This window comes from Brevundimonas sp. NPDC055812, assembly GCF_053616535.1.
This window is the reverse complement of the sequence record NZ_JBSHDX010000008.1, coordinates 171,976-187,608: the sequence shown is the minus strand read 5'-3', so window position 1 is coordinate 187,608 and position 15,633 is coordinate 171,976. Positions and strand designations below refer to the sequence as shown.

The following is a 15,633-nucleotide window of genomic DNA, read 5'->3' as shown; positions in this document are numbered from 1 at the left end:
CCATGAACCTGGAGACGGTCAACACCTATGAAGGCGCGCACGACGTTCACGCCCTGATCCTGGGCCGCGCCATCACCGGCGAAGCCGCCTTCTGAGACAAGCGTTGCAGAAAACGCGCGACGCGACGATCCTTTGCTGTTGTCGCGCGTTTGTCTCGCCTGCGGGGCGGCGATGCTCGCCAGTCTGTCGGCCGAGAACGGTCGACGCGTGAAGGAAACGGGAATGACCAAACACAGCCTGCTGGCCGGCGCCGCCCTGGCGATCTTCAGCTTCAGCGGCATGGCCCAGGCTGCGGCCACGGCCGTCCAGTCGCCGGTCGCGGCCATGCCCTATGACGCTCGGCGCGGCGTCTTCACCTTCGCCGCCGGCCTGGAGGAAAGCCTGCCCGCCGTGGTTCAGGTGACGACCCTGGGCCAGTCGCGCGGTCCCAGCTCGGAAAACAATCCTAAGCCCTCGCAGGGCGGGTCGGGCGTCATCATCGACGCGCGCGAAGGCATCATCGTCACCAACCACCACGTCATCGAGAACGGCCAGAAGTTCACGGTCGACCTGATCGACGGCCGCCTGTTCGACGCCACCTTGATCGGCGCGGACAAGGCGACCGACATCGCCGTGCTGAAGATCGACGCCACGGGCCTGTCGCAGGTGGCGACGGTGGATTCCGACACCCTGCGCAGCGGCGACCTGGCCTTCGCCGTCGGCTATCCCCTGGGCCTGGACCAGACCCTGACCATGGGCGTCATCTCGGGTCTGAACCGCTCCGGCATGGGCGACGCCATCGAGGACTACATCCAGACCGACGCGGCGGTGAACTCGGGCAACTCGGGCGGGCCGCTGCTGGACAGCCGGGGGCGGTTGATCGGCATCAACACCGCCATCCTGTCGGGCGGTTTCGGCGGCGGCAACGACGGCATCGCCTTCGCCGTGCCGACGCGCATCATGATGTTCGTGGTCGACCAGCTGCGCGCCACCGGCGAGGTCAAGCGCGGCCGCGTCGGCCTGGGCCTCGGCTCCCTGACGGCCGAGCGCGCGCGCGAGGTCGGGCTGAACATCGTGCGCGGCGCCGTGGTCTATGACGTCGAGCCGGGCTCGGCGGGCGAGAAGGCGGGGCTGAAGCCCGGCGACGTGCTGACGCGCATCCAGGACCGCCCGGTGGCCAACGCCGGTTCGGTTCAGGCCACGGTCGGCATCGCCCGCGCCGGGACCCAGATGCCGGTCGTCTATCTGCGCGACGGCCGCGAGGCCTCGACCCGGCTGACGGTCGAGCCGTCCGATCCGGCGCCGGTGCGCCTGGGCGCCCAGGCGGCCATGGCGCGGGGTCTGACGATGCGCAATCCGGCCTCGGGCGGGGGCGTCCAGATCGCCGTGGTCGAGGCGGGATCGTCCGCCGCCGCGGCGGGTTTCCAGGCCGGGGACGTGGTGGTCCAGGCGAACGGCGCCGAGATCGCCGACATGAAGGATCTGGCCCAGCGTCTGCAGGCCGCAGGCGAGACGGTCGTGCCGATCATCGTGCTGCGCGACAACGAGCGGGTCGAGATCGACCTGCCGGCCTGATCCGCGCTGTCTGAAGCTCTACGGCATCGCCCGCGTGACCCGGCGTCGCGCGGGCGAAGTCTTGTGCGTCTGGCGGGAAGCGGACAGCAAAACGCCCGCGCTGCCGGGGAGGGGGAGGAGGGGCAGGCGCGGGCGTCGCTTGGAGGAAGCATCGGCCCGCCAGAGCCCTTTACGCGGAAAAATCCAGGGGGCTGGGGGGGCTGTTCAGGATCCGGGACTTTTCCGAACTCCGACAGGCCGATGATGCATGTGTGCGCGCCCTTCCGGGCGGGCGAAGGACCGAATGGGGGCGTTTTCGTGTCGCTTCGGATTTTCCCGATTGGTGAAGCTTAGACCTTCGACAGGATCAGGGTGGCGTTGGTGCCGCCGAAGCCGAAGCTGTTGGACATGACATGCTTCAGTTCGCCGTCGTGGCGCTGACGCAGGATCGGCATGCCCTCGAATTCGGGGTCCAGGGTCTCGATGTGGGCGCTCTCGGCCGCGAAGCCGTGCTTCATCATCAACAGGCAGTAGATGGCCTCCTGCGCGCCCGCCGCGCCCAGAGAGTGGCCCGTCAGCGACTTGGTCGAGGAGATCATCGGCATGGCGTCGCCGAAGACGTTGCGCACCGCGCCCATCTCCTTGCTGTCGCCGACCGGCGTCGAGGTGCCGTGCGGGTTCAGGTAGTCGATCTTGGGATTGCCGGCCATCTCCAGCGCCATCTTCATGCAGCGCTCGGCGCCCTCGCCCGAGGGGGCCACCATGTCGTAGCCGTCCGAGTTGGCGCCGTAGCCGGTGACTTCGGCGTAGATGGTCGCGCCGCGCGCCACGGCGCGCTCGTATTCTTCCAGCACCACGATGCCCGCGCCGCCGGCGATGACGAAGCCGTCGCGCGTCGTGTCATAGGCGCGGCTGGCCTTGTCGGGCGTGTCGTTGAAGTTGGAAGACATGGCGCCCATGGCGTCGAACATGTTCGACATGGACCAGTCGATGTCCTCGCAGCCGCCGGCGAAGACCACGTCCTGCTTGCCCCAGGCGATCTGCTCGGCGGCCGCGCCGATGCAGTGGGCGCTGGTCGCGCAGGCCGAGCTGATCGAATAGTTGACGCCTTTCAGCTCGAACCATGTGGCCAGGACGGCCGACGGGCCGGACGCCATGGCCTTGGGCACGGCGAAGGGGCCGACGCGCTTGGGCGAGCCCTTTTCAACCGTGGTGGCGGCGGCCTGCAGGATCACCTGGGTCGAGGGGCCGCCCTCGCCGACGATCAGGCCGATGCGCGGGTCCTTGATCTCTTCGGCGGACAGGCCGCTGTCCTTCAGCGCCTCTTCAAAGGCGATGTGCGCCCAGGCCGTGCCGTTGGCCAGGAAGCGAGCGGCGCGGCGATCGACCAGAGGCGCCCAGTCCTCGGCCGTATGACCCAGGGCCGGCGGCGCCCAGACCTGGGAGCGGAAGCCGTACTTGGCGTGGTCGGCGGCGTGCTGGACGCCTGATTTGGCGTCGCGGAGAGAGGCCGCGACCTGATCCTGGCCGGTGCCGATGGAAGAGACGATGCCCAGGCCGGTGACGACGACACGCCGCATGGTGTTTCCAATCCTACAAAGTCTTCGGGCGCCGCGTTGGCCGCAGCTATCCCATCAAGTGGGGTCAGGCGGCGCTCGGTTCCACCGTGGCCGCGCCGCCGAACAGGCCGACGCGCATATCCTGACAGGTGTAGATGACCTCGCCGTCGGCCTCGAGCACGCCGTCGGCGATGCCCATGACCAGCTTGCGATTGATGACGCGCTTCAGGTGAACCTTATAGACCACCTTCTTGACGTCCGGCGTCACCTGGCCGGTGAATTTGACCTCGCCGACGCCTAGGGCGCGGCCCTTGCCCGGTCCGCCGATCCAGCCGAGGTAGAAGCCGACCAGCTGCCACATGGCGTCCAGGCCCAGGCAGCCCGGCATGACCGGATCGCCGATGAAGTGGCACTGGAAGAACCAGAGGTCCGGGTTGATGTCGAGTTCGGCCTCGACATAACCCTTGCCGTAGTCGCCGCCGTCGGCGGAGATGGTCTTGATCCGGTCGAACATCAGCATGGGCGGCGCCGGCAGCTGGGCGTTGCCCGGACCGAACAGCTCGCCCCGGCCCGAGGCCAGCAGGCCTTCGTGATCGAACGACGACGGATATTGCGACTGGCTCAAGGGAAATCGGCTCCGAAAGGTGTTGCTGGCGGGTTACACGACCCGGAGGCCGCGCTCAACCATGCCGTCACTATATGAGATCAGGAGGCGCGGCCGGTTCCGGCCGGGCGGGCGGCGTTGCACAGGGCGCGCTCCTGGGCGCCGAAGACCGCCCTCTGCTGCACCCAGCCGCGCAGCTTGCGCGCCCGCACCCGGCACCAGCCGTCCTCGCATTCGTCCAGGGGGATCAGGGCGTGCGGCGACAGGAGGGCGCGGATGGAAGCGGTCTCGGACCGACCGGACCGGATCGGCACGGCCTCGTCCGAGCGGTTGAAGACGCTGCGGCGGCCCGAGGCGACGGTGCGGTGGATCCAGGCCACGGAGCCGTCGGGATCGCAGATCTTTCGCCACTCGCGGGTTTCGGCGATCACCTGAACGGGCAGGCCGGCGGCGCGATATTCCCACAGGATGCGATAGTCCAGGCCAGGCCCCTGACGTGCGCGCACCTGCGACGATTTGAGAGTCACCCAGCGCGGCACCTCCAGCCCCGTGGGGGTCGGGCGGCCGTCCGGCATGGTGGCGCCCGCCGACAGCAGAACCCCGGTCGTCAGGACGGCGGCGATGGCCGCGACGCGAGGCGCCCTTTTGAACCTGACCGCAGCTTTGCTAGACACCGAATATCGACCCGTTCCGAACGGGCGCCGCCCGTGGAAAACCCAGGTCCCCTATGTCCGCTCGCAAGCTTAAGGTCGTATTAACCAGACGCCTGCCTGACGCGGTCGAAACGCGGATGCGGGAACTTTTCGACGCCGAGCTGAACCTGACCGACCGGCCGATGTCGCGCCACGAACTGGCCGCCGCCCTGCAGCGGGCCGAGGTGTTGGCGCCCACCATCACCGATCATCTGGACGCCGAACTGATCGCGGGGGCGGGCGAGCAGCTGAAGATGATCGCCAACTTCGGCGCGGGCGTGGATCATATCGACATCGACGCCGCGGTCGGGCGAGGAATCATCGTCACCAACACGCCGGGCGTTCTGACCGAGGACACGGCCGACCTGACCATGAGCCTGATCCTGGCCGTCAGCCGCCGCGTCGTCGAGGGCGCGGCCGTCGTCGCTGCGGGCCGGTTCGAGGGCTGGAGCCCGACCTGGATGTGCGGGCGCAAGCTGTGGGGCAAGCGTCTGGGCATCGTCGGCATGGGCCGCATCGGCCAGGCGCTGGCCCGCCGCGCCAGGGCCTTCGGCATGCAGGTCCACTATCACAACCGCAAGCCGGTCCCGGACATGATCGCCGAGGAGCTGGGCGCTACCTGGTGGGACGACCTGGACCAGATGCTGGCGCGGATGGACGTCATCTCGCTCAACTGCCCGGCGACGAAGGAGACGCATCACCTGCTGTCGGCCGAACGTCTGGCGCGCCTTCAGCCGCACGCCATCGTGGTCAACACGGCGCGCGGCGAACTGATCGACGAGGCGGCTCTGGTCGAGGCGCTGGATCGCCGCGCCCTGTTCGGCGTCGGCCTGGACGTGTTCGAGAACGAGCCGAAGGTCCACCCCGGTCTGATCGGCCGCCCGAATGTGGTGCTGCTGCCCCACCTCGGTTCCGCCACCATCGAGGCGCGTCAGGACATGGGCGACCGGGTGATCGCCAACATCATGACCTATCAGAACGGGCACCGCCCGCCCGACCGCGTGATCCCGGCGATGCTCTAGACGTGAGCTGACCCGCAGATTGGACAGGCGGGGTCGGCGGCGATCTTCACGACGCGGCTGCTTCCGGCCAGGCCGTCGTAGAGCATCAGGCGGCCGGTCAGCGGCTCGCCTGCGCCGGTGATCAGCTTGATCGCTTCCAGCGCCGCCATGGCGCCGATGACGCCGGCCAGGGCGCCGACCACGCCGACGCGGGCGCAGGTCTCGGCGTCGGGCGGAATCTCGGGCACCAGGCACTGATAGCAGGGGCGCCCGTCGAACACCGACACCTGCCCCGACCAGCGGCCAAGCGCGCCGGACACCAGCGGCCTGCCCGCCGCCAAGCAGGCGGCGTTGACGGCCAGCCGCGTCTCGAAGTCATCGGTGCCGTCCAGGGCCAGGTCGAAGCCCTGCATCAGGGCCGCAGCGCTGTCCGGCGTGACGCGCTGGTTGAAGGTCTGGACCGTGACGTGCGGATTGAGGGCGCTCAGCCGTTCGGCGCCCGCCTCGACCTTGGATCGTCCGGCGTCCTCGGTGGTGAAGGCGATCTGGCGTTGCAGGTTCGACAGGGCGACCGTGTCGTCGTCGACCAGACCCAGCGTCCCCACCCCGGCGGCGGCCAGATAGAGGGCGGCCGGATTGCCGACCCCGCCCATGCCGACGATCAGGACGCGGGCGCGCTTCAGCGCCTGCTGGCCGGGGCCGCCGACCTCGGACAGCACCAACTGGCGGGCGTAGCGTTCGACCTCTTCATCGGAGAAGCGAACCGGAGCGGAAGGGGCGGGAGACTGAGTCACGCCGACTGTCTAGCGCAGTCGGGCGGGTGCGTCAGGCAGGAACGGTCGCGGCCTCCACGCCCAGGGCCAGCAGGGCCTCCGCGCGGGCGGGACTGAGCCGGTCCAGGGCGTCGCCGTCCAACAGTCGAGCCCCCTCCGACGTCAGCTCGGCAAGGATCATGGGCCAGTCGCCGAACCGACGGCCCGGTATGGCGACATCAGACAGCAGGCGCAGGTTCTCATGGCGCGGATCGACGCGCAGCCGGTCCATCAGCCGATCGACATCGGCCCGGCGGCCCTCGATGAGCTGCAGGAATCGGCCGTCGTGGCGCATCAGGACGCTGCTCAGACCGTCGCGGCGGTTGTTGCGCTCGGACGCGCCGAGAATCTCGGCCAGGATCAGAAGGCTGGTCGCCGCGCCGCCGACGGCGTCGCTGACATAGATGGCGCGGTGCAGAGGCAAGGCAACTCGAAACAGAAAACGCAGGGCCCTCCTCGCGGGCGAGCGAGGCGGCGGATCGGCAAGGGCGGTCCACCTTTCATGGCGCGATTAAGAATTATTTATGGTTAAGCTTTTCGTGTGACGGCGCATTGCGACACCGCCTGATCTTGCGGCGGACGGCGGGCTTCGCCATGTCAGCGGCCATGAACACGAGCGCCTCCAACTTTCCCGACTGGCACGGCACCACCATCCTGGCGGTGCGCAAGAACGGCCGCACCGTCATCGCCGGCGACGGCCAGGTCTCGATGGGGCCGACCATCGTCAAGGGCGCCGCGCGCAAGGTGCGCACCCTGGCGAACGGCAAGGTGCTGGCGGGCTTCGCCGGGGCCACGGCCGACGCCCTGACCCTGATCGAGCGGCTGGAAGCCAAGCTGGAGCAGTATCCGGACCAGTTGGCGCGCGCCTGCGTCGAACTCGCCAAGGACTGGCGGACCGACCGCTATCTGCGCCGTCTTGAGGCCATGCTGCTGGTCGCCGACAAGGACACCATTCTGACCGTCACCGGCGTCGGCGACGTGCTGGAGCCGGAATACGGCGTGGCCGCCGTCGGTTCGGGCGGCAACTACGCCCTGGCCGCCGCCCGCGCCCTGATCGACGAGAACACCGAACTGGACGCCGAACAGATCGCCCGCAAGGCCATGAAGATCGCCGCCGACATCTGCGTCTACACCAACGGCAATTTAACCATCGAAAGCCTGTGAAGGCGCTCAAGTAGCGAGCCGCCGCGCGGCGAGCGTTAGCGCCGCACACAGGCGCTTCTGGAAAAAAGAATGACCGACCTGTCTCCCCGTGAAATCGTCTCCGAGCTGGACCGCTTCATCGTCGGCCAGGACGACGCCAAGCGCGCCGTGGCCGTGGCCCTGCGCAATCGCTGGCGCCGCAAGCGCGTGCCCGAGGATCTGCGCGACGAGGTCACGCCCAAGAACATCCTGATGATCGGCCCGACGGGCGTCGGCAAGACCGAGATCGCCCGGCGTCTGGCCAGGCTGGCCGGCTCGCCCTTCCTCAAGGTCGAGGCGACCAAGTTCACCGAGGTCGGCTACGTCGGCCGCGACGTTGATCAGATCATGCGCGATCTGGTCGAGAGCGCCCTGGTCATGGTGCGCGACAAGCGCCGCTCGGGCGTCAAGGCCCGCGCCGAAGGCCAGGCCGAGGACCGCATCCTCGACGCCCTGGTCGGACCCGGTTCGCAGCCCGCCACGCGCGAGGCCTTCCGCAAGAAGCTGCGCGCCGGGGAGCTGGACGACAAGGAGATCGAGATCGCCCTGGCCGATACGACCTCGCCCTTGCAGGGGCTGGACATGCCGGGCGGCGGCAACGTCGGCCTGCTGAACCTGTCGGAGATGCTGGGCAAGATGGGCGGCGGCCGCACCAAGGCGGTCAAGCTGACCGTGCGCGACGCCGTGGCGCCCCTCGTCACCGAGGAGAGCGACAAGCTGCTGGATCAGGAAAGCCTGACCAAGGAGGCCCTGCTGCTGGCCGAGAACGAGGGCATCGTCTTCCTGGACGAGATCGACAAGGTGGCCGCGCGTCAGGATCGCGGCGGCGGCGCCGACGTCTCGCGCGAAGGGGTGCAGCGCGACCTGCTGCCCCTGATCGAGGGCACGACCGTCTCGACCAAATACGGGCCGGTGAAGACCGACCATGTGCTGTTCATCGCCTCGGGCGCTTTCCACGTCGCCAAGCCGTCGGACCTGTTGCCGGAACTGCAGGGCCGCCTGCCGATCCGGGTCGAGCTGAAGGCCCTGACCCGCGACGACTTCAAACGCATCCTGACCGAGCCGGAGGCCAATCTGATCCGTCAGAACCAGGCCCTGCTGGCGACCGAAGGGGTCGAGCTGGTCTTCACCGATGATGCCGTGGAGGCCATGGCCGACGCCGCCGTGGCCGCCAACTCCACGGTCGAGAACATCGGCGCGCGCCGTCTTCAGACGGTGATGGAGCGGGTGCTGGAAGAGACCAGCTTCAAGGCCTCGGACCTGTCCGGCCAGACCCTGACGTTCGACGGCGACAAGGTGCGCGAGAAGGTCGGTGATCTGGCCAAGAACGTGGATCTGAGCCGGTTCATCCTGTGAGGCCCCTCTCCCGCGAGCTTTCGTCTTTCCGTCATCCTCGGGCTTGACCCGAGGATCGGATTGTCCGCCAGCGTAACGGCGGCCGGGAAGAGCGTGCCCCGACGTTCGATCCTCGGGTCAAGCCCGAGGATGACGACGTGTACGACGTGTGCGGAGGTGGTGCGTGCAGTCAGCCCCGCATCGCCTCCACCGCCTCGACCAGTCGCTCAAGTTCCGCCGGGCTCGACAGCCGGTGATCGCCGCCTTCGATCAGGTCGAGGCGCAGGTCGCCGCCGCTCAGGCGTTCGGCCAGCTCGACCTGATGGCGCCACGGCACCACGTCGTCGGCGCGGCCCTGAAGCACATGAACCGGCGCCGTGATGTCGATCCGGTCGTCCAGCAGCAGCCAGTCGCGCGCCTCCTCGAACATCCGCCGGGTCAGGACGTAGGAGCCCAGCCCTTCCTCGGTGATGACCGTCTCGCCGTCGCGCAGGATGGCCTGGCGCTCATGATCGGCCAGCCCCGGCCACATCAGCTTTTCGGTGAAGTCCTGCGCCGGATTGACCAGCACCACGCCCTTGACCCGTTCCGGCCGGGCCAGCGTCGCCAGCAGCGCCACCCAGCCGCCCATCGATGATCCGACCGGAACCACCGGGCCCTCAAGACTGTCGATCAGGGCGACGGCGTCCTCGCGCCAGCGGCCGATGGTGGCCTGTTTCCAGTCGCCGCTCGACACGCCGTGGGCGAAGTGGTCGTAGCGCACATAGTTCCAGCCGCGCTCGCGGGCGGCGGCGTCCAGGGCCAGGGCCTTGGTCCCCTCCATGTCCGAGCGGAAGCCGCCGACCCAGATGACCGTCGGGCCGTCGCCCTTGACCGCCTTGAAGGCCAGCGTCTCGCCGTCGGGGCGGATCAGGGTCTGGACGTCGGACATGGGAAACTCCTCGGACTGTCATTCCTCGCGGAATGGCTTTAGCAGAGACGACGATTGTTCACAGAGGCCGCGAGGCGCCCGCTTGTCTGCACCCAAAGCCCTGTTCGTCAGCTCCAACCGGATCGGCGACTGCGTCATCTCCTCCGGCGTGATCCGCGAGATCGCGCGCCAACTGCCGGGCGTTCACATCACCGTCGCCTGCGGCCGTCCGCCCGCCCCCTTCTTTCGCTCCGCGCCGAACGTCGAGCGCGTCATCATCCTCGACAAGAAGAAGGCCGCCGGACACTGGGTCGACCTGTGGAAGCAGGTGCGGGGGACGCAGTGGGACATGGTCGTGGACATCCGCGGCTCGGCCCTGGCCTATCTGATCCCGGCGAAGCGGCGCATCGTCTACAACCGTCGCTGGGAGACGGGCCTGCGCAAGGTCGAGATGGTGTCGCGCCTGATGGGCTCGCCGACGCCGCTGGAGCCGGAAATCTTTCTTGACGATCAGGCCCGCGCCGAGGCCGCCTCCGTCATCGACCCGCAACTGGCTTCCGGTCCGGGCGCAGGGCCGATCATCGCGCTCGCCCCCATCGCGCACCAGCCGGGCAAGTCGTGGCCCGCCGACCGCTGGGGCGCGCTGGTCGAGAAGCTGAAGGCCGAGCCGCGCTTCGACGGCTGGCGTTTCATGCCGGTCGGCGGTCCCGGCGACCGCCCGCCCGCGACCCCGGCACTGGAGGCGGCGGGACCGCGGGCCATCGACTGCGTAGGCAAGGGCGACATCCTGTGCTCGGCCGCCGCCATCGACCGGGCGACCCTGTTCGTCGGCAACGACTCCGGCCTGATGCACGTCTCGGCGGCGTTGGGCCGGCCGACGCTGGGCCTGTTCGGCCCGACCGAGTGGTGGCTGTATGGCCCGTGGGGGCCGAGGACGCGCACGGCGGCGTCCAATGAGACGCGCGGTCAGTTCGCCCCGATCGAAGATTTGAGCGTCGATCACGTGTTCGAGGCGGTGCTGAGCCTGCACGACGCCTATGTCGCTGAAGGGGCCGTAAAGGCCTGAAGGCCCGAAATCCCTTGAAACATCGGCCTTGCGTCGCCATATTCCGGCCGCTTGGAACACAGCGGCGGCATCGCGCGCTGAGCCATGCAGACAATTTTCGCCTATCTTCTGATCACATAAGGAAACGACGCCCATTCGCCGTCCAATGCAAGCGCCGCCCGTAAAGGACGGGCCGCCCATCAACCAGGATATCCGCGCCGCCCGCGTTCTGCTCATCGACCAGAATGGGGAAAAACAGGGCGTCATGCCCTTGTCCGCCGCGCTGGAGGCCGCCGAGGAGGCGGGCCTGGACCTGGTTCAGATCGTCGCCAACGCCGAAACGCCGGTGTGCAAGATTCTGGACTACGGCAAGCATCGTTTCCAGGAACAGAAGAAGAAGGCTGAGGCGCGCAAGCGTCAGAAGGTCGTCGAGCTGAAGGAAATCAAGCTTCGGCCGAACATCGACAGCCACGACTACGATGTGAAGGCCAAGGCCATGCATCGCTTCTTCGACGACGGCGACAAGGTCAAGGTGACCATCCGCTTCCGCGGCCGTGAAATGGCCCACCCGGAACTGGGCATGAAGCTGATGCACAAGGTCCAGGCCGACTTCGAGGAAGAAGCCAAGGTCGAGTTCGCGCCCAAGATGGAAGGCCGCCAGATGATCATGATCCTGGCCCCCCGCTGATCGCGAAAAACACTTGAACGAATAACAGCGCTACGCTTCTGTGTAGCGCTGTTTTTTGTCGGAGGGGAACATGAGGTTGATCTTGGTGGCGGCGGCGGGGGTCTTGGCCTTGACGAGCAGCGTCGCGGCGAGCGACCGCTCACTCCCTTTCACGCCGCCCCCCGTGGAGGCCTATGCGTCGTTGCCGGCGCTTGATCAGGTGGTGCTGTCGCCGGATGGAGCCAGACTGGCCTTCATCGGCGTGACGCCGCAGGGACAGCGCCGGCTGGGTGTTCGGTCTCTCGCCGGCGAGGCGCTGGGCGCAGTCGATCTCGGCGACAAGAAGGTTCGCGATGTCTTCTGGGCCGATAACGATCATGTCGTCATCACGACCTCTGATTATACGGATGTCGCATGGGTGTCGGACCGTGCGGAATTTTTTACCGCTCAGTCTTTCGATGTCCGCACGCGCCGTTTCGTCACCTTGATGCGCTCGTCCAGCTCCCGGGGCGGCAGCACGGCCGGCTTGCGACAATCTCAAGGGACGGGCCTGTTCAACTTCATCGCAGGCCCGCCGTTCCAGCGTGAGGTTGATGGGCGGATACGGACCTTCGTGCGCAGCTATGCACGAGACCGCGGTCTTTCGGTGTTCGAAGTCGATCTGGACAGCGGCGAGGGCGTGCTCAGATCTGACTTCGAGGGCGTGGTGGGGCCCGACGGAAAATCTATCGCGCGGGCGCAGTGGAGCCGCGATACGGGGCGGTGGTGGCTCCAGGCGAAGGCCGATGTAGGCTGGAGAGAGATCTGGAGCGGCGAGGGTTTCACGATCGATACGCCCTCCCTGCTTGGCGAAGGCATGAATGAGGGAACCGTTTTGATCTCGGTTCCCAAGGACGGCGATGTCGAGCTTTATGAGGCGCCGTTGGCGGGAGGCGACGCGCGGCGGGTTAGGATCGACGACATGGTCGATCCCGCCCCCATCTATCACCCGCTGACGCGGAAGCTCCTGGGCTTTGGAGCGGAAGGAGAGGAGCGAGCGGAGTTCCTGTTCACCGACGATGAAATGGCGCGTCGATGGCAGTATCTGGAGGGGTTGTTTCCAGGTCAGAACATTCGCATCGAATCCGCGACGCCTGATTATGAGCGTTTGGTCGTGTTGACCGACGGAGCGTCCGATCCCGGCAGCTATGCCGTGGTGGATATCAAGCAGCAGCGCCTTATCAAGGTCGGGTCGCGGTATCCTGGCGTGCCGGGAGAGACGGTGGGGCCGGTCCGTTTCATTACTTACGCGGCGCGTGACGGACTAGGCATTCCAGCTTATCTGACCTTGCCGCGCGGTCGGGAGGCTCGGGGTTTGCCGCTGGTCGTCATGCCTCATGGCGGGCCGCAAGCTCGCGACCTGCCGGGCTTCGACTATTGGGCTCAGGTGCTGGCCTCGCGCGGGTACGCAGTTCTTCAGCCGCAGTATCGCGGCTCTACCGGCTTTGGACTGGCTCACATCGAGGCCGGTTATGGCGAGTGGGGACGCAAGATGCAGACGGACCTTACCGACGGCGTGGCGCATCTGGCCCGCGAAGGCGTGATCGATCCTGGCAAGGTCTGCATTTTCGGTTGGAGCTACGGGGGGTATGCGGCCATGGCCGGCGTGACGCTGGACCCTGAAACCTATCGATGCGCTGTCGCGGGTGCGGGCGTCTCTGACCTTCCCCGGATGCTGGCGTGGGAGCGCGATCAAACGGGCGGACGCGACACGGACGTAATGCGCTACTGGAAGCGTTTCATGGGCGCTTCGCGCATCAACGACAACTCTATCGCTGAAGTGTCCCCGGCGCGCCTCGCCGACCGGGTGCGGGCGCCGGTCTTGCTGATCCACGGGACCGACGACAGCGTCGTGCCGTACGAACAGTCGGAGCTCTTCCGACGAGCGCTGGAAAGGGAAGGAAAGAGCGTCGATATCGTGGAGTTACACGGCGAGGACCACTGGTTGTCGCGGCGCTCAGGACGGGAGGCGGTTTTCAAGGCGGCGATCGCCTTCCTCGAGCGGCATAACCCTGCGGATTGAAGCGGTCCTCCTTGTCTGTCGGTCATTCGACTGCGCGGCAAATTGGAGGGGAACTGCGGCTGTCTAGCATCGCGGCGCTTTCCGAGCGGCAGGCGTCGCGCTAAGGCGAGTCGATGTCCTCTTCCATGTCTCACAAGGCCCAGGCGCCGACCCTGGCGGTTCTGTTCGCCGTGGTCTTCATCAACCTGGTCGGTTTCGGCCTGGTGGTGCCGCTGCTGCCGTTCTTCGCGCTCAGCCTGCAGGCCGAGCCGTGGCAGATCACCTTGATGTTCTCGGCCTATTCCCTGGGCCAGTTCTTCGCCGAACCCTTCTGGGGGCGGCTGTCGGATCGGATCGGACGCAAGCCGGTGCTGCTGGCCACGCTGGCGGCCAACGCCCTGGGCTATCTGCTGCTGGCCTTCGCGCCCAACATCTGGGCGGCGGTGCTGGTGCGATTGTTCACCGGTCTGGGCGCGGGCAATATCTCGACGGTCCAGGGCTATATCGCCGACGTCACCCCGCCCGAGCGCCGGGCCGGACGGATGGGGATGATCGGCGCCGCCTTCGGCCTGGGCTTCATCGTCGGGCCGGGCCTGGGCGGCCTGCTCGCCCAGCCGCAGATGGGCCATGTCGGCTATCAGTTGCCGATCTTCGCCGCCTCGGGCGCAGCGGTGCTGGCGGCGCTGGGGGTGATGCTCTTCCTGCGCGAGAGCCGAGCCAAGGCCGATCCCGCCGCGCCCCGCCCCGCCTTCCTGTCCGGCCTGCAGTTCGCACGCGCCGATGAAGTGGTGTCGCGCGTCCTGGTGGTCAGCCTGATCTATCTGGCCGGGTTCTCGGCCATGGAGGCGTCCTTCGGTCTGTGGGCCGAAAGCCGCTACGCCTGGACCGCGCGCGAGGTGGGCCTCAGCTTCATGATCGTGGGGCTGGTCTCGGCCTTGAATCAGGGGCTGGTGGCCGGGCGGCTGGCGAGGCGTTTCGGCGAGGCGCGGGTGCTGGCGGCGGGGATGCTGTTGTTCGGCGCGTCCCTGATCCTGCAGGTGGCGGCCCCGCCGGCGTGGTTTCCGGCGGCGCAGATCGACCTGGGTCTGTTCGTCATCCCCGTATCGGCCGGTTGGATCATTCCCATCGTCATGGGGATCGGCGCCTGCGGCATGTCTCTGGCCATGCCCAACATCTCGGCCCTGATCAGCCGGGCGTCGCCGCCGGACCGGCAGGGCGCCATGCTGGGGCTGAACATGGCGACGGGATCGATGGCCCGCATCGTCGGCCCCATGGTCGCGGGCGTCCTCTATTCCGCCATTGGATCGGACTGGCCCTTCCTGGTCGGGGCGGCGTTGACCGTTCCGGCGGCGATGATGGCGATCAACGCTGGACGCGCCGCGCGCCGCCGGGAGGCCCAGGCCTGAGACGCCGCGCGGCGACTCTTCTTGCCTCCGGCTCCCGTTTGGCGTAGAAGCCGCGCCTTCGCGTACCGGACCGCCGGGCGAACAGGCATGCCTGGGCGGTCTTAAATCGGTCATCTGACCTTGGGGCTCAAGTAGCCCGAAGGGCGGTAGACCCCTCAATAAAGAGAGTGAAAATGCCGAAGCTGAAGACGAAGTCGGGCGCCAAGAAGCGCTTCAAATTCACCGCGACGGGCAAGGTCAAGGCTGGCGTGGCCGGCAAGCGCCACCGCCTGATCAGTCACAACTCGAAGTACATCCGCCAGAACCGCGGCACTTCGGTCATGGCCGACGCCGACGCCAAGAAGATCAAGTCCTACATGCCGTACGCCTGATCGGCGCGCTGCATCACTGATCCTCTCCGCTAATCGAATTTGAATTAAGTCCCTCAAGCAGCGAGGCGCCGCGCGCCGAGCGGTAGGGACTTCCCGAAGGGAAAATTACAATGGCTCGCGTCACCCGGGGCGTTACGTCCCACGCCAAGCACAAGAAGGTCCTGAAGCAGGCCAAGGGCTTCTACGGCCGCCGCAAGAACACCATCCGCGCCGCCAAGGCCGCCGTGGATCGCGCCGGTCAGTACGCCTACCGCGACCGTCGCAACAAGAAGCGCTCGTTCCGCGCCCTGTGGATCCAGCGCATCAACGCCGCGGCCCGCACCGAAGGCTTCACCTACTCGCAGTTCATGCACGGCCTGAACAAGGCCGGCATCGAGCTGGACCGCAAGGTTCTGGCCGCCATCGCCGCCGATGAAGCCGGCTTCAAGGGCATCGCCGACAAGGTTCGCGCGGCCCTGGCCTAAGCCTTTCTCCC

The 15,633-nt window shown here is 67.5% G+C and carries 16 protein-coding genes; 10 read left to right on the top strand and 6 right to left on the bottom strand.

The features are described from left to right. The first annotated feature begins 222 nt into the window (after window positions 1–222). Window positions 223–1,554, top strand: a complete 1,332-nt coding sequence (locus tag ACWGL1_RS14340) for a trypsin-like peptidase domain-containing protein (RefSeq protein WP_452112364.1) — start codon at window positions 223–225, stop codon at window positions 1,552–1,554. Between the two features lie 329 nt (window positions 1,555–1,883). Here the strand turns inward: ACWGL1_RS14340 and fabB are convergent, their stop codons facing one another. The 3 genes from fabB to ACWGL1_RS14325 all read right to left on the bottom strand — a co-directional run bounded on the left by fabB (window position 1,884) and on the right by ACWGL1_RS14325 (window position 4,370). Beyond that, entirely contained in the window at window positions 1,884–3,113 is a 1,230-nt protein-coding gene (fabB, locus tag ACWGL1_RS14335; RefSeq protein WP_452112363.1) for a beta-ketoacyl-ACP synthase I, read from the bottom strand. A gap of 64 nt (window positions 3,114–3,177) precedes the next feature. Next, window positions 3,178–3,717: a 3-hydroxyacyl-[acyl-carrier-protein] dehydratase FabA gene (fabA, locus tag ACWGL1_RS14330; RefSeq protein WP_291780798.1), complete on the bottom strand. Its 540-nt coding sequence runs from the start codon at window positions 3,715–3,717 to the stop codon at window positions 3,178–3,180. An 80-nt stretch (window positions 3,718–3,797) separates the two neighbouring features. Then, window positions 3,798–4,370: an SH3 domain-containing protein gene (locus ACWGL1_RS14325; protein WP_291780802.1), complete on the bottom strand. Its 573-nt coding sequence runs from the start codon at window positions 4,368–4,370 to the stop codon at window positions 3,798–3,800. Between the two features lie 53 nt (window positions 4,371–4,423). On the opposite strand from ACWGL1_RS14325, the gene ACWGL1_RS14320 reads away from it, so the two are divergent. Next, window positions 4,424–5,410 (top strand): 2-hydroxyacid dehydrogenase, encoded by a 987-nt coding sequence (locus tag ACWGL1_RS14320; RefSeq protein WP_452112362.1) that lies wholly within the window; start codon window positions 4,424–4,426, stop codon window positions 5,408–5,410. On the opposite strand, the gene ACWGL1_RS14315 is transcribed toward ACWGL1_RS14320, so the two are convergent. Beyond that, window positions 5,407–6,183, bottom strand: a complete 777-nt coding sequence (locus ACWGL1_RS14315) for a HesA/MoeB/ThiF family protein (RefSeq protein WP_452112361.1) — start codon at window positions 6,181–6,183, stop codon at window positions 5,407–5,409. The genes ACWGL1_RS14320 and ACWGL1_RS14315 overlap by 4 nt on opposite strands. A 31-nt stretch (window positions 6,184–6,214) precedes the next feature. Further along, entirely contained in the window at window positions 6,215–6,625 is a 411-nt protein-coding gene (locus ACWGL1_RS14310) for a BLUF domain-containing protein (RefSeq protein WP_312219215.1), read from the bottom strand. Between the two features lie 170 nt (window positions 6,626–6,795). Here ACWGL1_RS14310 and hslV point away from each other — a divergent pair, with 170 nt between their 5' ends. Both hslV and hslU read left to right on the top strand, forming a co-directional pair. Next, window positions 6,796–7,365 carry an ATP-dependent protease subunit HslV gene (hslV, locus tag ACWGL1_RS14305; protein WP_291780815.1) on the top strand — a complete coding sequence of 190 codons (570 nt, stop codon included), beginning with the start codon at window positions 6,796–6,798 and terminating at the stop codon, window positions 7,363–7,365. Between the two features lie 69 nt (window positions 7,366–7,434). After that, window positions 7,435–8,739 (top strand): ATP-dependent protease ATPase subunit HslU, encoded by a 1,305-nt coding sequence (gene hslU, locus ACWGL1_RS14300; RefSeq protein WP_452112360.1) that lies wholly within the window; start codon window positions 7,435–7,437, stop codon window positions 8,737–8,739. 169 nt (window positions 8,740–8,908) lie between these two features. On the opposite strand, the gene ACWGL1_RS14295 is transcribed toward hslU, so the two are convergent. Continuing rightward, window positions 8,909–9,649: an alpha/beta fold hydrolase gene (locus ACWGL1_RS14295; protein WP_452112359.1), complete on the bottom strand. Its 741-nt coding sequence runs from the start codon at window positions 9,647–9,649 to the stop codon at window positions 8,909–8,911. 82 nt (window positions 9,650–9,731) lie between these two features. On the opposite strand from ACWGL1_RS14295, the gene ACWGL1_RS14290 reads away from it, so the two are divergent. The 6 genes from ACWGL1_RS14290 (at window position 9,732) to rplT (ending at window position 15,622) form a co-directional block, all read left to right on the top strand. After that, entirely contained in the window at window positions 9,732–10,694 is a 963-nt protein-coding gene (locus ACWGL1_RS14290; RefSeq protein WP_452112358.1) for a glycosyltransferase family 9 protein, read from the top strand. 145 nt (window positions 10,695–10,839) lie between these two features. Further along, complete coding sequence (infC, locus tag ACWGL1_RS14285) at window positions 10,840–11,361, top strand: translation initiation factor IF-3 (protein ID WP_024355064.1); 522 nt, start codon at window positions 10,840–10,842, stop codon at window positions 11,359–11,361. Between the two features lie 70 nt (window positions 11,362–11,431). Next, window positions 11,432–13,402: an alpha/beta hydrolase family protein gene (locus tag ACWGL1_RS14280; RefSeq protein WP_291780832.1), complete on the top strand. Its 1,971-nt coding sequence runs from the start codon at window positions 11,432–11,434 to the stop codon at window positions 13,400–13,402. 113 nt (window positions 13,403–13,515) lie between these two features. Then, a complete protein-coding gene (locus tag ACWGL1_RS14275; RefSeq protein ID WP_291780835.1) occupies window positions 13,516–14,787 on the top strand; it encodes an MFS transporter in 1,272 nt (423 codons plus the stop codon). Between the two features lie 173 nt (window positions 14,788–14,960). Then, on the top strand, window positions 14,961–15,158 hold the full coding sequence (gene rpmI / locus ACWGL1_RS14270; protein ID WP_003166435.1) for a 50S ribosomal protein L35: 198 nt from the start codon (window positions 14,961–14,963) through the stop codon (window positions 15,156–15,158). 110 nt (window positions 15,159–15,268) lie between these two features. Then, window positions 15,269–15,622, top strand: coding sequence for a 50S ribosomal protein L20 (rplT, locus tag ACWGL1_RS14265; protein WP_003166434.1), 354 nt, complete (start codon window positions 15,269–15,271; stop codon window positions 15,620–15,622). The last annotated feature ends 11 nt before the right edge of the window (window positions 15,623–15,633 follow it).